Source organism: Cupriavidus gilardii, from assembly GCF_013347325.1.
Taxonomy (GTDB): domain Bacteria; phylum Pseudomonadota; class Gammaproteobacteria; order Burkholderiales; family Burkholderiaceae; genus Cupriavidus; species Cupriavidus gilardii.
This window is the reverse complement of sequence record NZ_CP054626.1, coordinates 423,157-437,035: the sequence shown is the minus strand read 5'-3', so window position 1 is coordinate 437,035 and position 13,879 is coordinate 423,157. Positions and strand designations below refer to the sequence as shown.

Genomic DNA, 13,879 nt, shown 5'->3' with positions numbered 1-13,879 from the left:
GCGCCTGTCGTCAACTAAAGCGCGATTGTACTGCAACGGCCAATTTTGCCGCAGCGCAACAATCCCATACCCGCGCAGGGGACAGGGGCGCGGCCGCTAGAACCAGCCCCGCATGATGTCGCCCAGCCCCTGCCAGAAACTGTCCGGAATCCACAGCAGCGCGCTGGTCATCGCCAGATAGCGCAGCAGCTTGCCGACCGCCATATAGCCCAGGCTCGGCCAGAACGGCAAGCGCAGCCACCCGGCCAATGTGCACAATGGATCACCAAGCATCGGCAGCCACGACAGCAGCAGCGTCTTCGGGCCGAGCCGCCGCATCCAGCGGAAGTAGCGCGCGTCCAGCGGCGGCTTGCGGGGCTTGCGCGGATGCTTGCGGTGCTCGGCATGCTCGCGCTCGTGCTCGCGATGCTGGCGCCGCAGGTGGTAGCGCACCAGGGCGAGCTTGGCCGCGTAGCCGAGCCACCAGTCGATCGCGCCGCCGACGGTATTGCCGGCGGTGGCCACCAGCAACGCTGGCCAGAACATGTCCGGATTGAGCTTGATATAACCGAACACGGCGGGCTCGGAACCGACCGGCAGCAGCGTCGCCGACAGCAGGCTGACGAGGAAGATCGCGCTCAGCCCGACCTTGGGCAGCGCGGCGGTATCGAACAGCCAGTCGATCAGGCCTTCCATCAATGAATGCGGTGGTTCGGTCGAGGGATCGGAGCGCGAAGCGGCGGCCGTCGGCCCGGCCGTCATGCCGGACGAGCCGGCTCGCGCGGCCGGCCATTCTAGCAAGCGGCCAAGCGGGGCAACCCGCATGGCACACCCCCGGGATTTGTGATTTACTGTTAGAGCCTTTTCGGCCCGAACGTTCACGGCCGATGGGCCGCGACGGATCGCCCGTCGCCCGGATTGACCGCTGCATCGTTAGCTGCATCGTTGCTGTAACACTCGCTGCACCACCATCACGAAATAGCCGCGTTCCAACAAGCGGCAGCACCGCGCCGTAGCCTGTTCCGGGCAGTCATCGCGCATTTTCGGGATACACGCGGGATGTCCGGAGCCGGCCATGTGCGTCCACCCACATGGAGACCAGCATGGCGATTCCGATCCGCCTGACCGTCAACGGCAAGACCGTCGACGCCCAGGTCGAACCCCACACCCTTCTCGTCCAATTCCTGCGTGAACAGCTGCGCCTGACCGGCACCCATGTCGGCTGCGACACCGCGCAATGCGGCGCCTGCACCGTGCATCTGGATGGCCGGGCGGTGAAGTCGTGCAATCTGCTGGCGGTGCAGGCGGACGGTGCCCAGGTGACCACCATCGAAGGGCTGGCTCCCGACGGCGAACTGCATCCGATGCAGGCCGCATTCCGCGACTGCCACGGCCTGCAATGCGGCTTCTGCACGCCCGGCATGGTGATGAGCGCGACCGCGCTGGTGCAGGAGCGCCCGAACGCCGACGCCGCGACGATCCGCGCGCATCTGGACGGCAACCTGTGCCGCTGCACCGGCTATCACAACATCGTGCGCGCGGTGCAGCAGGGGCAGGCCGCGATGGCCGGCGCCTCCGTGCCCGCCGCGGCCGAGTAAGGAGGAGCCCGCCATGAACGCACCCGAGACCCCACGGCTGGTCGGCGCCTCCGTCAAGCGCAAGGAAGACTATCGCTACCTGACCGGCATCGGCCAGTACACCGACGACATCGTGCAGCCGCAGCAGAGCTACGGCTATTTCGTCCGCTCGCCCTACGCGCATGCGCGCATCCGTTCGATCGACACGCGCGAGGCGATGGCCTCGCCGGGCGTGATCGGCGTCTTCACCGGCGACGACATGGCGGCCGACAAGGTCGGCGGCCTGCCCTGCGGCTGGCTGATCCACAGCATCGACGGCTCGCCGATGAAGGAGCCCCCGCATCCGGTGCTGGCCCAGGGCAAGGTCCGCCATGTCGGCGACCAGGTCGCGCTGGTGGTGGCCGAGACGCTGCAGCAGGCGCGCGACGCCGCCGAAAAGATCGAGGTCGATTACGAGGAGCTGCCGGCGGTAGTGCGCACCGCCGACGCGACGTCGGCCACCACGCTGGTGCACGACGACGTGCCGGCCAACACCTGCTACGTCTGGGGCCACGGCGACCGCGCGGCCACCGATGCCGCGTTCGCCAAGGCCGCGCACGTGACCACGCTGGAGATCGTCAACAACCGGCTGGTGCCCAATGCGATCGAGCCGCGCGCGGTCAACGCCAGCTACAACCGGCAGGACGACAGCTATACGTTGTACGTCGCCAGCCAGAACCCGCACGTCGAGCGGCTGCTGATGGGCGCCTTCGTGCTGGGGCTGCCGGAATCGCGGCTGCGCGTGATCGCGCCCGATGTCGGCGGCGGCTTCGGCTCGAAGATCTTCCTGTATCCGGAGGACGTCGCGCTGACCTGGGCGTCGAAGAAGGTCAAGCGGCCGATCAAGTGGACCGCCGAGCGTTCCGAGTCCTTCCTGACCGACGCCCACGGCCGCGACCATGTCACGCGCGCCGAGCTCGCGCTCGATGCCGACGGCAAGTTCCTGGCGATGCGCGTCCACACGACCGCCAACATGGGCGCCTACCTGTCGACCTTCGCCTCCAGCGTACCGACCATCCTGTACGCGACGCTGCTGGCCGGCCAGTACGCGACCCCGGCGATCTACGCCGAGGTCACCGCGGTGTTCACCAATACCGCGCCGGTCGATGCCTATCGCGGCGCGGGCCGTCCCGAGGCGACCTATGTGGTCGAGCGCCTGGTCGAGACCGCGGCGCGCGAACTCGGCATCGATCCGGCCGAACTGCGCCGGCGCAACTTCATCCGCAGCTTCCCCTATGCCACGCCGGTCGGGCTGACCTACGACACCGGCGACTACGAGCCCTGCCTGCAGCGCGCGCAGGAACTGGCCGACGTGGCCGGCTTCCCGGCGCGGCGCGACGAGGCGCAGCGCCGCGGCAAGCTGCGCGGCCTCGGCTACTCGTGCTACATCGAGGCATGCGGCCTGGCGCCATCGAACATCGCCGGCGCGCTCGGCGCGCGCGCCGGCCTGTTCGAGGTCGGCGAGATCCGCGTCCACCCGACCGGCACCGTGACGGTCTTCACCGGCTCGCACAGCCACGGCCAGGGACACGAAACGACCTTCGCGCAGGTGGTGGCGGACCGGCTCGGCATTCCGCTCGACGCGGTCGAGGTGGTGCACGGCGACACCGGCCGCGTGCCGTTCGGCATGGGCACCTACGGCTCGCGCTCGCTGGCGGTCGGCGGCTCGGCCATCGTCAAGGCGCTCGACAAGATCGAGGCCAAGGCCAGGCAGATCGCCGCGCATCTGCTCGAGGCGTCGGCCGACGACATCGAGTTCAGCAACGGCGTGTTCCGCGTGGCCGGCACCGACCGCAGCAAGACCTTCGGCGAGGTCGCGCTGTCGGCCTACGTGCCGCACAACTACCCGCTGGACCGGCTCGAGCCCGGCCTGAACGAGAACGCGTTCTACGACCCGACCAACTTCACCTATCCGTCGGGCGCCTATGTCTGCGAGGTGGAGGTCGACCCGGACACCGGCGAGACGCGGGTCGTCAAGTTCACCGCGGTCGACGACTTCGGCAACATCATCAATCCGATGATCGTCGAGGGGCAGGTGCACGGCGGCATCGGCCAGGGGCTCGGGCAGGCGATGCTCGAGCAGTGCGTCTACGACGGCGACAGCGGCCAGCTGCTGACCGGCTCGTACATGGACTACGCGATGCCGCGCGCGGCCGATCTGCCGGACTTCACCGTCGAGACCGCGCAGGGCACGCCGTGCACGCACAATCCGCTGGGGGTCAAGGGTTGCGGCGAGGCCGGCGCGATCGGCTCGCCGCCGGCCTTCATCAATGCGCTGATCGACGCGCTGTCGCCGCTGGGCGTGAGCGACCTGCAGATGCCGGCCACCCCGCACCGGGTCTGGCAGGCGATCCACGCGGCCCGGCAGGGCGACGGCGCGTTGGGGGCCTCCCCGGCTGCCGGCCAGACCGCCGACCAGACCGCCGACCAGACCGCCACGGCGGCCCGGACCATCTGACGCGCGAGGAGACATCCATGTACGCATTCCAGTTCCAACGCGCGACCGATGTCCAGGCGGCGGCCGCGCTGCTGCGCAGCGACCCCGATGCGAAGATCGTGGCGGGCGGGCAGAGCCTGATCGCCGCGATGAAGCTGCGTCTGGCCGCGCCGTCGACGCTGGTCGATATCAACCGCATTCCCGGCATTCGCGACATCCGCGTCGAAGGCGACACGCTGGTGATCGGCGCCGGCGCGCGGCACGCCGATGTCGAGGCGCACCCCGAGGTCAAGCGCCGGCTGCCGGCGCTGGCGGCGCTGGCCGGCGGCATCGGCGACCGCCAGGTGCGCGCGCTCGGCACGCTGGGCGGCTCGATCGCCAACAACGATCCGGCCGCCTGCTATCCGGCCGCGGTGCTCGGCCTGAACGCCACCGTGGTGACCGACCGGCGCAGCATCGCCGCCGACGATTTCTTCGTCGGCATGTACGAGACCGCGCTCGAGCCGGACGAGCTGATCACCGCGGTGCGCTTCCCTTGTCCGCGGCAGGCCGCCTACGTCAAGTTCCGCAACCCGGCCTCGCGCTTTGCGCTGGTCGGCGTGATGGTGGCGCGTGGCTTCGGCACCGGCGGCGGCGATGGGAGCGGCGACGTGCGGGTTGCCGTCACCGGCACCGCCGACGCGGTGTTCCGCTGCCAGCCGCTGGAGCGGGCGCTGTCGGCCGACTTCAGCGCGGCGGCCGCGCGTGCGGTGACGATCCCGACCGAGGGCCTGAACGACGATCTGCACGGGTCCGCCGAGTACCGGGCGCATCTGATCCCGGTGCTGGCCGGGCGCGCGGTGGAGCAGGCGCTGGGGCGATCGTCCCCGCACACTTCCTCGCCATCGCCCTGAAGCGAAACGGCGGGCCGGCTCGCCGGTCCGCCGTTTCGCCGCGGCCTCCCGCCGCTGACCGGATCACGTTCATCAGCACGCTGCCCGCCATCGCCAGCCATCGCCAGCCATAGCCCGACCCGGCCCGACCTCGCCAGACCTCGCCTTCATGCTGCCCGCTTCGATCGACCAGACCCTGACGCTGCTCCAGCGCGAGCAATACTTCGCCGACCGCGAGACCGCGACCGTGCTGTTCCTCGCGCTGAAGATGCAGCGCCCGCTGTTTCTCGAAGGAGAGCCGGGCGTCGGCAAGACCGCCTTGGCGCAGGCGATTGCCGCGGGGCTGGGCACGAAGCTGTTGCGGCTGCAGTGCTACGAAGGGCTCGACGCCGCCAGCGCGCTGTACGAATGGGACTATCCGCGCCAGATCATGGCGCTGCGCCTGGCCGAGGCGCGCGGCGAACGGCCCGAGGCGCAATCGCTGTACCGCGACGAATTCCTGCTCAAGCGCCCGCTGCTGGAGGCGCTGCTGCCGGACCCGGCCGCCCCCGCGGTGCCGCGCGTGCTGCTGATCGACGAGATCGACCGCGCCGACGAACCGTTCGAGGCCTTCCTGCTCGAGGTGCTGTCCGAATACCAGGTGTCGATCCCCGAGATCGGCCGCATCGCCGCGCAGCGCCCGCCGCTGATCGTGATCACGTCGAACCGCACGCGCGAGGTGCACGACGCGCTCAAGCGCCGCTGCCTCTATCGCTGGATCGGCTATCCCGAGCGCCAGCGCGAACTGGACATCGTCGCGGCCCGCGCCCCCGAAGCCGCGGCGGCCCTGCAGACCCAGGCGATCGACTTCGTGCACCGGTTGCGCGGCATCGACCTGTTCAAGGTGCCCGGCATCGCCGAGGCGATCGACTGGTGCCGCGCACTGGCTGCGTTGGGCGTGACCGAACTCGATCCCGACTCGGTGCGGGATACGCTCGGCGTGCTGCTCAAATACCAGGACGATCTCGCGCGCGTCGACGGGCCAACGGTGGCCGAGCTGCTGGCCGGCACGCCGACGGAGCCGGCCGGGGAGCGCTGAGTGGCGCCGCGCCCGCCAGCCGCCGCGACGGCGCCGGACGGCCCGGCCGCGGAGCGTACCGTGCCTGCGCTGCCGGTGCTGGCGCGCAATATCACCCATTTCGTGCGGCTGCTGCGCGGCGCCGGCCTGCCGCTGTCGCCGGCGCAGGCCATCGACGCGCTGCACGCGCTGTGGCACGTCGACCTGGGCCGGCGCGACGAGGTGCATGCCACACTGGCCGCGCTGATGCTGTCCGGGCCCGATCAGCGGCCGCTGTTCGACGCCGCCTTCGATCTGTTCTGGCGCGACCCCGACTGGGAAGGCAAGCTGCGCGCGCTGCTGCTGCCGCGCGTCGAGGCTGGCGCACCGCCGCCCCGCCGCAGCAACCGGCTCGCCGACGCGCTGGCGGCGCGCGAGCCGCCGGCCGCGCAAGCGAAGCCGCCCGCGTCCCCCGCCGAGCAGCGCATCGGCGCGGTACTGACCTTCTCCGCGCAGGAGCGCCTGGCGCAGCGCGACTTCGACACGCTGTCGGCCGACGAATGGCGCGCGCTGCAGCATCTGATCCGCGCACGCCGCACGCATCTGGCGACCGAGCGCACGCGCCGCCTGCGCGCGGCCGCCCACGGCAGCCATGCCGACCTGCGCGCCAGCGCGCGGCTGGCGGTGCGACAGCACGGCGAATGGCTGCGCTGGAAATACCGCCGCCATGCCGAGCGGCGCCCGCCGCTGGTGCTGCTGCTCGATATCTCGGGATCGATGAGCCAGTATTCGCGCGCGGTGCTGTACTTCTGTCATGCCTTGATGCAATCGCGCGAGCGCCTGTCGGTGTTCCTGTTCGGCACGCGGCTGACCAATATCAGCCGGGCGCTGCGCGAGCGCGATCCCGACGATGCCGTTGAAACGATCGCGCAGCAGGTGCGCGACTGGGCCGGCGGCACGCGCATCGGCGCCGCGCTGTCGACCTTCAATCGCCAGTGGGCGCGCCGCACGCTGGGCGGCCGCGCCACCGTGCTGCTGGTCACCGACGGCCTCGATCACGAACGGATCGACCTGCTCGGCGGCGAAATGGCGCGCCTGCGGCGCTTCGCCCATCGCATCGTCTGGCTCAATCCGCTGCTGCGCTACGCGGGCTTCACGCCGCAGGCGCGCGGCGTGCAGGCGATCCTGCCGCATGTCGACGCGCTGCGTCCCGCCCACAACCTGGCCAGCCTGTTCGCGCTGGAATCGCTGCTCGCGGCGCCATCGGCGCGCCGGGCCAACAACGACAAGGAGAACCCCGCACCATGGAAATGACCCAAACCCACCGGCTGCCGGTGCCGCAGCAGGTCGCCTGGGAGGCGTTGAACGACACGGCCCTGCTCCAGCATTGCATTCCGGGATGTGAGAGTATCGAGCCCGACGGCGACAACGCCTACCTGCTGAGCATGACCGCCGCGGTCGGGCCGGTGAAGGCGAAGTTCAAGGGCCGGATGGCGCTGCAGGACATCCAGGCGCCGGACAGCTATACGATCGCGTTCGATGGCCAGGGCGGCGCGGCCGGCTTCGGCAAGGGCACCGCGAAGGTGCGGCTGGACCCGGACGGCGACGAGACGGTGCTGTCTTACACGGTGCAGGCGCAGGTCGGCGGCAAGATCGCACAGATCGGCTCGCGGCTGGTCGATGGTGCCGCCCGCAAGATGGCGGACACCTTCTTCACGCGCTTCTGCGAGGCGGTCAGCGGCGGCGCGTCGCCGGTGGATGAACCTTCTGCGGCCGATTCGGCCGAAGGCGAACAAACGAAACGGAAGCGATCATGGACAGCGTGGATCTCGAAGTCCTGAAAAGCAGCGTGCGGTGGACCGCCGAAGGCCACCGCACGCTGCTGGTCACGGTAGTCAGGACCTGGGGCTCGTCGCCCCGCCCCGAGGGCGCGATGCTGGCGGTGCGCGACGACGGGCTGGTGGTCGGCTCGGTGTCGGGCGGCTGCATCGAGGACGACATCATCGACCGCGTCCGGCGCGAGGGCATCGCGGCCCGTACGCCGGAGGCGATCAAGTACGGCATCAGCGCCGAGGAGGCGCACCGCTTCGGCCTGCCGTGCGGCGGCACCATCGAACTGGTGGCCGAACCGGTGACGGCCGACAGCGGCCTGGCCGAGCTGCTGGACGCCGTCGAGAACGGCCGGCTGGTGACCCGCACGCTCGACATGGCGACCGGCAAGGCCACGCTGGGCCCGGCCGAGGCCACCGACGGCCTGAGCTTCGACGGCCGCACGCTGGCCACCATCCATGGCCCGCGATACCGGATGCTGGTGATCGGCGCCGGCCAGCTGTCGAAGTACCTGTGCCAGATCGCGGTCGGCCTGGGCTTCCAGGTCACGGTCTGCGATCCGCGCGAGGAATACACCGAGACCTGGGACATTCCCGGCGTCACGATGGTGCGCACCATGCCGGACGACACCGTGATCGAGATGAAGCTGGACGAGCGCTGCGCGGTGATCGCGCTGACGCATGATCCGAAGCTCGACGACCTCGCGCTGATGGAGGCGCTGCGCACGCGCGCGTTCTATGTCGGCGCGCTGGGCTCGCGCCGCAACAACCAGGCGCGGCGCGAGCGGCTCAAGGAATTCGATCTGAACGACGCGCAGCTGGCGCGGCTGCATGGGCCGGTCGGCATCTATATCGGCAGCCGCACGCCGCCGGAGATCGCGATCTCGATCCTGGCCGAGGTGGTCGCGGCGAAGAACCACGTGTCGCTGCCCGACATCCTGCAGGTCGAGGGCGCCAAGGCCGCGCGCGAACTCGCGGCCAACGAGGCCAGCGCATGCAGTCCGGGCCGCTGATCGACTCGGATCTGCCGGCCGGCATCCTGCTGGCGGCCGGCTTCGGCCGCCGCTTCGATTCAAGCGGCGCGCGCAACAAGCTGCTGCAGACGCTGCCGGACGGGCGCACCGTGGCGTGGCACAGCGCCCGCACGCTGGCCACCGCGTTGCCCGGCGCGATCGCCGTGGTGCGGCCGGGACAGCCGCAGCTGGAACGGGAATTGAGCGAGGGCGGCTGCACGGTGCTGGCCTGCGCGCGCGCCGAGGCCGGCATGGGCGCGGCGCTGGCGGCGGCGGTAGAGGCCCGCGCGGACGCACGCGGATGGCTGGTGGCGCTGGCCGACATGCCGTGGCTGCCGGTCGAACTGGCGCGCGCGGTGGCGCTGAGCATCGTCACGCCGGAGGCCAGCGCCGAAGCGATCGCCGCGCCGTGGCGCGACGGCCGGCGCGGCCACCCGGTGGCATTCGGCCCCGCCTGGCGCGACGCGCTGCTGCGGCTGGACGGCGACGAGGGCGCCCGCGCGCTGCTGCAGGGCCGGGCGGTAACGCGCATCCTGACCGATCACGACGGCGCGTTCCGGGATATCGATACGCCAGAGGATCTGCATTGACTGGCGGCGGCTGAACGCGCGCCGCCTGCCCTCTCCCCCGACCCCTCTCCCGCGAGCGGGAGAGGGGAGAAAATCCCGCTCGCCGCCCGCTTCCCTATTGGGTTCTCCCTCTCCCCCTCAGGGGCAGAGGGCTGGGGAGAGGGAGGCGGTTTCCCTCGATCACCCCTGATCGCTCTCCGCCAGACTCCGGAGGTATTCGCGGCTCCACCAGTGCACGTCCTGGGCGCGGATGTTCTCGAGCAGCTTCTGATGCCGGCTCTGCCGCTCGGCCAGCGGCATGTGCAGCGCCTGCTGGATCGCCTGCGCGGTGCCCTGGATATCGTAGGGATTGACCAGCAGCGCTTCCTTCAGCTGCTCGGCGGCGCCGGCAAAGCGCGACAGCACCAGTACGCCGGGATCGTCCGGGTCCTGCGCGGCGATATATTCCTTGGCGACCAGGTTCATGCCGTCGCGCAGCGGCGTCACCAGCGCGACGCGCGCCGCGCGGCACAGTCCCGGCAGGCGGCGGCGCGACGTGGTGCGGTGGATATAGCGGATCGGCATCCAGTCCAGTTCGCCGTACTCGCCGTTGATCGCCCCCGACATGCCTTCGAGCTGGCGCCGCAGATCGGCATAGGCGTCGACCGATTCGCGCGACGGCGCGGCGATCTGGATCAGCGTGGCGCTCGAACGGTTCTCGGGATACTGCGCCAGCAGCGCCTGGAACGCCTTCAACCGCTCCGGCAGCCCCTTCGAATAGTCCATCCGGTCCACACCGAGCAGCAGCCGCCGGCGCGCGTACTGGCCCATCATCATCTCGTAGGTTTCCTGCGCCTCGTGGCCCTTGCCCAGCGACACGAACTCGTCGACGTCGATGCCGATCGGAAACGCCTGCGCCCGCACGGTGCGATGGAAGGCGCGGTAGCGGTGATCGCCCATCGGCTCCGCGCCCGCCTCGGACTGCGCGTAGCGCGCAAAGTGCTCGAGGTCGGCCTGGCTCTGGAAGCCGATCAGGTCATAGGCGAACAGCGCGCGCATCAGCCATTCGTGCTGCGGGATCGTCGTCAGGATCGGCGGCGGCGGCAGCGGGATATGCAGGAAGAAGCCGATGCGCTGGCCGCATCCCATCGCCCGCAGTTCCGCCGCCAGCGGAATCAGGTGATAGTCGTGGATCCAGATCATGTCGTCCGGCCGCAGCAGCGGCGCCAGCTTGCGTGCGAACAGCTGGTTGACGCGGCGGTAGACGTTCAGATGGCCGGCGTCGAAATCGGCCAGATCGACGCGGTAGTGGAACACCGGCCACAGCACGCCATTGCTGTAGCCGAGGTAGTAGGCGTCGTGGTCCTCGCGGCTCAGGTCGACCGTGGCCAGCGTCACGTCGCCGGCATGCTGCAGATGCAGTTCGCCTTCTCCGGGCGTGCCACCCTGCGCGGTCTCGACGACCCGGCCGCTCCAGCCGAACCACAGCCCGCCGGTGGCATTCAGCGTTTCGCCGAGCGCCACCGCCAGTCCGCCGGCGGCGGCATTGCGGGGGTCGGCGACGCGGTTGGATACCGCTACCAGTCTTGACATAGGCCTCCTGTGTGGCGGCGCGCCGGCGCGCGCCTCCCGGTGAATCGGGGCCGGCTCAGATCACCGCGTCCCATGGCGACGACAGGCGCATCGCGCCGTTGATCAGGCCGACCATCGAATAGGTCTGCGGGAAATTGCCCCACATCTCGCCGGTGACCGGATGCGTGTCTTCGGACAGCAGGCCGAGCGGATTGCGCGCGGCCAGCATCGCCTCGAAGATCTCGCGTGCCTGTTCCTTGCGGCCGATACGCGCCAGCGCATCGATCCGCCAGAAGGTGCAGATATTGAAGGCGGTCTCGGGCTTGCCGAAGTCGTCCGGCGCCTCGTAGCGGCGCATGTACGGACCATCGCACAGCACCTCTTCCAGCCGTTCGATCGTCGCGACGAAGCGTGCGTCGCGCGGATCGATGAAGCCGACCTCGGCCATCAGCAGCACGCTGGCGTCGAGCTCGCGCCCGCCGAAGCTCTCGGCGAAGGCCTGGCGTTCCTCGCTCCACGACTCGCGCAGGATGCGCTCGCGCATCGTTTCCGCATGCTTGCGCCAGTAGGCCGCGCGCGACGGCAGCTGCAGCTTGTCGCCGATCTTGGCGAGCCGGTCGCAGGCGGCCCAGCTCATCAGCGCCGATGACGTATGCACCCTTGCGCGGGTGCGCAGCTCCCACATGCCGGCATCGGGCGTGCCGAACACGCGCACCGCCTGCTCGCCGACCTGCTCCAGCACGCGGTATTCGGCGGGGCCGCCGCGATGCAGCAGCCGGTGGTCGTGGAAGGCCTGCGCGGCGCCGAGCACCACATTGCCGTAGACGTCGTGCTGGAAGTGTTCCTGCGCCTGGTTGCCGACCCGCACCGGACCCATGCCGCGGTAGCCCGCGACATGGTCGAGCACGCTCTCGGGCAGCTCGCGTTCGAGGCCGATGCCGTACAGCGGCTGGATATGGCCGTCCTTGGACTGCATCACCACATTGGACATCCAGCGCAGATAGTCTTCCATCGTGCCGACTTCGGACAGGCTGTTCAGCGCGCGGATCACGAAGAAGGCATCGCGCAGCCAGCAGAAGCGATAGTCCCAGTTGCGGCCGCTGTGCGGCGCTTCCGGAATGCTGGTCGTCATCGCGGCGACGATCGCGCCGGTCTCCTCGTACAGCGACATCTTCAGCGTGATGGCGGCGCGGATCACCGCGTCCTGCCATTCGCGCGGCACCGCCAGCCGGCGCGTCCACAGTTTCCAGTACGAGATGGTCTCCTGCTCGAAGTCGCGCGCGGTCTCGTCGACGCCGTGTTGCAGCGTCTCGTCGGGGCCGAGGATGAAGTTCATGCCCTGCGTGACCAGGAACGGCGTGTTGGCCATCACATAAGTCAGCGGCGCGTCGGTGGTCATCCGCAGCGTCATGTCGTCGCCGATGAAGCGGACATGGCTGCTGCCGCGCGAGGTCTGCGGCTTCGTGCGGCCCCAGTTGAAGCGCGGCGCGATCGAGACGCGCACGCGCGGCGCGCCCTTGACCGGGCGGATCCGCCGCACCAGCGTCAGCGGGCGGAAATAGCGGCCGAGGCGGAAAAAGCGCGGCGCGAAATCGGTGATCTCCAGGCAGTTGCCGTGGCGGTCGGTCAGCCGCGTGCGCAGCACCGCGGTGTTCGGCTCGTACCATTGGCGCGACTCGGCGAAGTCCTCGATCTCGATCGAGAAATGGCCCGCGTTCTCGCTGGGGTCGAGCAGCGCGTTGAAGACAGGATCGCCATCGAAGCGCGGCAGGCAGCACCAGACGATGCGGCCGCGCGAGTCGACCAGCGCGGAGAACGCGCAATTGCCGATCATGCCCAGCGATAGCGAAGGCGGGCAATATCGCCCGCCCTGCGCACTGCCGTCGCTGTTGACCTCGTCTGCGCGGTTGCGCGCGACCCCGGATTCAGGCTGACTCACGAACTTCCTCCTTGTCAGGATGAGGTGGTGGACGCGGATGGATTGGCGCCGGTGCCGGACGGGCCTGCGGCGGCCGCGGCGACGGGCGTGGTCTCGGACGAGATGCCGGACGTGGTCTCGGACGTAGTGCCGGACGGTGTATCGGTGCCGGTGTCGCGACCGCTCGCGGCGGCATGCGGGGCCGGCGCCGTGCCGGCCCGGCCGCTTTCGAGCGCCCTGGCGCTGCGATGCAGCCAGGCGCGCAGGTCCGCCGGCGCCGGCACGCTGACGGTGGCGGCGCTCTGCCGCTGGCCGACCAGCACGCCGACCCCGCCCAGATGGGCGACCATCGCGAAGCCATCCTCGTCGGTCACGTCGTCGCCGGCGAAGATCGGCATGCGGCCCGCAAACGGCGGCGAGCGCATGATCAGTTCGACCGCACTGCCCTTGGTGACACCGGCCGGCTTGACCTCGACCACCATCTTGCCGTGGAGCATTTCCAGTCCGCTGACATCGCCCAGCGCCTGGGCGACCTGCTCGCGCACCAGCATTTCGAGTTCGGGCGCCGCGCGGTAATGCACCGCCAGCGCCATCGGCTTGCGCTCGAGCCGCAGCCCGGGATGGGCCTGGGCAAAATCCTCGAGCCGGCGGTGCAGCCGGTCCAGATCAGGGGCCGGGACCTCGAGCCGCCGGCCCTCGGCGTCGCGCAGTTCGGCGCCGTGCACGCCTGCCGTGGGCAGTTGCAGCGGCGCAAGAAAGGCGTCGAGTTCGGCGATGGTGCGCCCCGATACGATCGCGACCGCGCCGCTCAGCTGCCGGTGCAGCGTGCGCAGCGTTCCCACCAGTCCCGCCTCGACCTGCACGAGCTCCGGGCGTGGCGCCAGGTCGGCCAGCGTGCCGTCGAAGTCGAGGAATAGCGCGTTATCGGGATCGATCAGCGGAAGGGATGACATCGCTGCACACCGTATCACGATAGCTTGACGAGCGTCCACCGGGCGGCGTCCTACAAGGCGGATGCGTCACCAGCGCACCCGCCAGGCCGCCGGCTGCACTGCGGCG

Annotated in this window: 11 protein-coding genes and 1 pseudogene; 8 read left to right on the top strand and 4 right to left on the bottom strand. The window is 70.1% G+C overall.

The window, feature by feature from the left end; all coding sequences use genetic code 11:
- Positions 1–96: 96 nt before the first annotated feature.
- Positions 97–675: a YqaA family protein gene (locus FOB47_RS12160; RefSeq protein ID WP_174781189.1), complete on the bottom strand. Its 579-nt coding sequence runs from the start codon at positions 673–675 to the stop codon at positions 97–99.
- Positions 676–1,082: 407 nt separating this feature from the next.
- Here FOB47_RS12160 and FOB47_RS12155 point away from each other — a divergent pair, with 407 nt between their 5' ends.
- The 8 genes and pseudogenes from FOB47_RS12155 to FOB47_RS12120 all read left to right on the top strand — a co-directional run bounded on the left by FOB47_RS12155 (position 1,083) and on the right by FOB47_RS12120 (position 9,372).
- Positions 1,083–1,577, top strand: a complete 495-nt coding sequence (locus tag FOB47_RS12155) for a (2Fe-2S)-binding protein (RefSeq protein WP_053822977.1) — start codon at positions 1,083–1,085, stop codon at positions 1,575–1,577.
- A 13-nt stretch (positions 1,578–1,590) separates the two neighbouring features.
- Positions 1,591–3,960: pseudogene (locus FOB47_RS12150) on the top strand (xanthine dehydrogenase family protein molybdopterin-binding subunit); the annotation flags it as partial.
- A 110-nt stretch (positions 3,961–4,070) separates the two neighbouring features.
- A complete protein-coding gene (locus FOB47_RS12145) occupies positions 4,071–4,925 on the top strand; it encodes an FAD binding domain-containing protein (protein ID WP_174781188.1) in 855 nt (284 codons plus the stop codon).
- 148 nt (positions 4,926–5,073) lie between these two features.
- Positions 5,074–5,982 (top strand): AAA family ATPase, encoded by a 909-nt coding sequence (locus FOB47_RS12140; protein WP_174781187.1) that lies wholly within the window; start codon positions 5,074–5,076, stop codon positions 5,980–5,982.
- 60 nt (positions 5,983–6,042) lie between these two features.
- Positions 6,043–7,254, top strand: coding sequence for a vWA domain-containing protein (locus FOB47_RS12135; RefSeq protein ID WP_244959407.1), 1,212 nt, complete (start codon positions 6,043–6,045; stop codon positions 7,252–7,254).
- Positions 7,245–7,781 carry an SRPBCC family protein gene (locus tag FOB47_RS12130; protein WP_053821067.1) on the top strand — a complete coding sequence of 179 codons (537 nt, stop codon included), beginning with the start codon at positions 7,245–7,247 and terminating at the stop codon, positions 7,779–7,781. The genes FOB47_RS12135 and FOB47_RS12130 overlap by 10 nt, the downstream gene beginning before the upstream one ends.
- Complete coding sequence (locus tag FOB47_RS12125) at positions 7,754–8,782, top strand: XdhC family protein (protein ID WP_174781186.1); 1,029 nt, start codon at positions 7,754–7,756, stop codon at positions 8,780–8,782. Before FOB47_RS12130 ends, FOB47_RS12125 begins: the two co-directional genes overlap by 28 nt.
- Positions 8,764–9,372 carry a nucleotidyltransferase family protein gene (locus FOB47_RS12120; RefSeq protein WP_053821065.1) on the top strand — a complete coding sequence of 203 codons (609 nt, stop codon included), beginning with the start codon at positions 8,764–8,766 and terminating at the stop codon, positions 9,370–9,372. Before FOB47_RS12125 ends, FOB47_RS12120 begins: the two co-directional genes overlap by 19 nt.
- 159 nt (positions 9,373–9,531) lie before the next feature.
- On the opposite strand, the gene otsA is transcribed toward FOB47_RS12120, so the two are convergent.
- The 3 genes from otsA to otsB all read right to left on the bottom strand — a co-directional run bounded on the left by otsA (position 9,532) and on the right by otsB (position 13,773).
- Positions 9,532–10,923, bottom strand: a complete 1,392-nt coding sequence (gene otsA / locus FOB47_RS12115; protein ID WP_006578994.1) for an alpha,alpha-trehalose-phosphate synthase (UDP-forming) — start codon at positions 10,921–10,923, stop codon at positions 9,532–9,534.
- A gap of 55 nt (positions 10,924–10,978) precedes the next feature.
- Complete coding sequence (locus FOB47_RS12110; RefSeq protein WP_144425869.1) at positions 10,979–12,736, bottom strand: glycoside hydrolase family 15 protein; 1,758 nt, start codon at positions 12,734–12,736, stop codon at positions 10,979–10,981.
- Between the two features lie 119 nt (positions 12,737–12,855).
- A complete protein-coding gene (gene otsB / locus FOB47_RS12105; protein ID WP_174781185.1) occupies positions 12,856–13,773 on the bottom strand; it encodes a trehalose-phosphatase in 918 nt (305 codons plus the stop codon).
- Between the last annotated feature and the right edge of the window lie 106 nt (positions 13,774–13,879).

Coding starts and splice junctions, on each gene's coding strand:
- FOB47_RS12160 (WP_174781189.1), bottom strand. CDS start 675: ATGGAAGGCCTGATCGACTGGCTGTTCGATACCGCCGCGCTGCCCAAG.
- FOB47_RS12155 (WP_053822977.1), top strand. CDS start 1,083: ATGGCGATTCCGATCCGCCTGACCGTCAACGGCAAGACCGTCGACGCC.
- FOB47_RS12145 (WP_174781188.1), top strand. CDS start 4,071: ATGTACGCATTCCAGTTCCAACGCGCGACCGATGTCCAGGCGGCGGCC.
- FOB47_RS12140 (WP_174781187.1), top strand. CDS start 5,074: ATGCTGCCCGCTTCGATCGACCAGACCCTGACGCTGCTCCAGCGCGAG.
- FOB47_RS12130 (WP_053821067.1), top strand. CDS start 7,245: ATGGAAATGACCCAAACCCACCGGCTGCCGGTGCCGCAGCAGGTCGCC.
- FOB47_RS12125 (WP_174781186.1), top strand. CDS start 7,754: ATGGACAGCGTGGATCTCGAAGTCCTGAAAAGCAGCGTGCGGTGGACC.
- FOB47_RS12120 (WP_053821065.1), top strand. CDS start 8,764: ATGCAGTCCGGGCCGCTGATCGACTCGGATCTGCCGGCCGGCATCCTG.
- otsA (WP_006578994.1), bottom strand. CDS start 10,923: ATGTCAAGACTGGTAGCGGTATCCAACCGCGTCGCCGACCCCCGCAAT.
- FOB47_RS12110 (WP_144425869.1), bottom strand. CDS start 12,736: ATGATCGGCAATTGCGCGTTCTCCGCGCTGGTCGACTCGCGCGGCCGC.
- otsB (WP_174781185.1), bottom strand. CDS start 13,773: ATGTCATCCCTTCCGCTGATCGATCCCGATAACGCGCTATTCCTCGAC.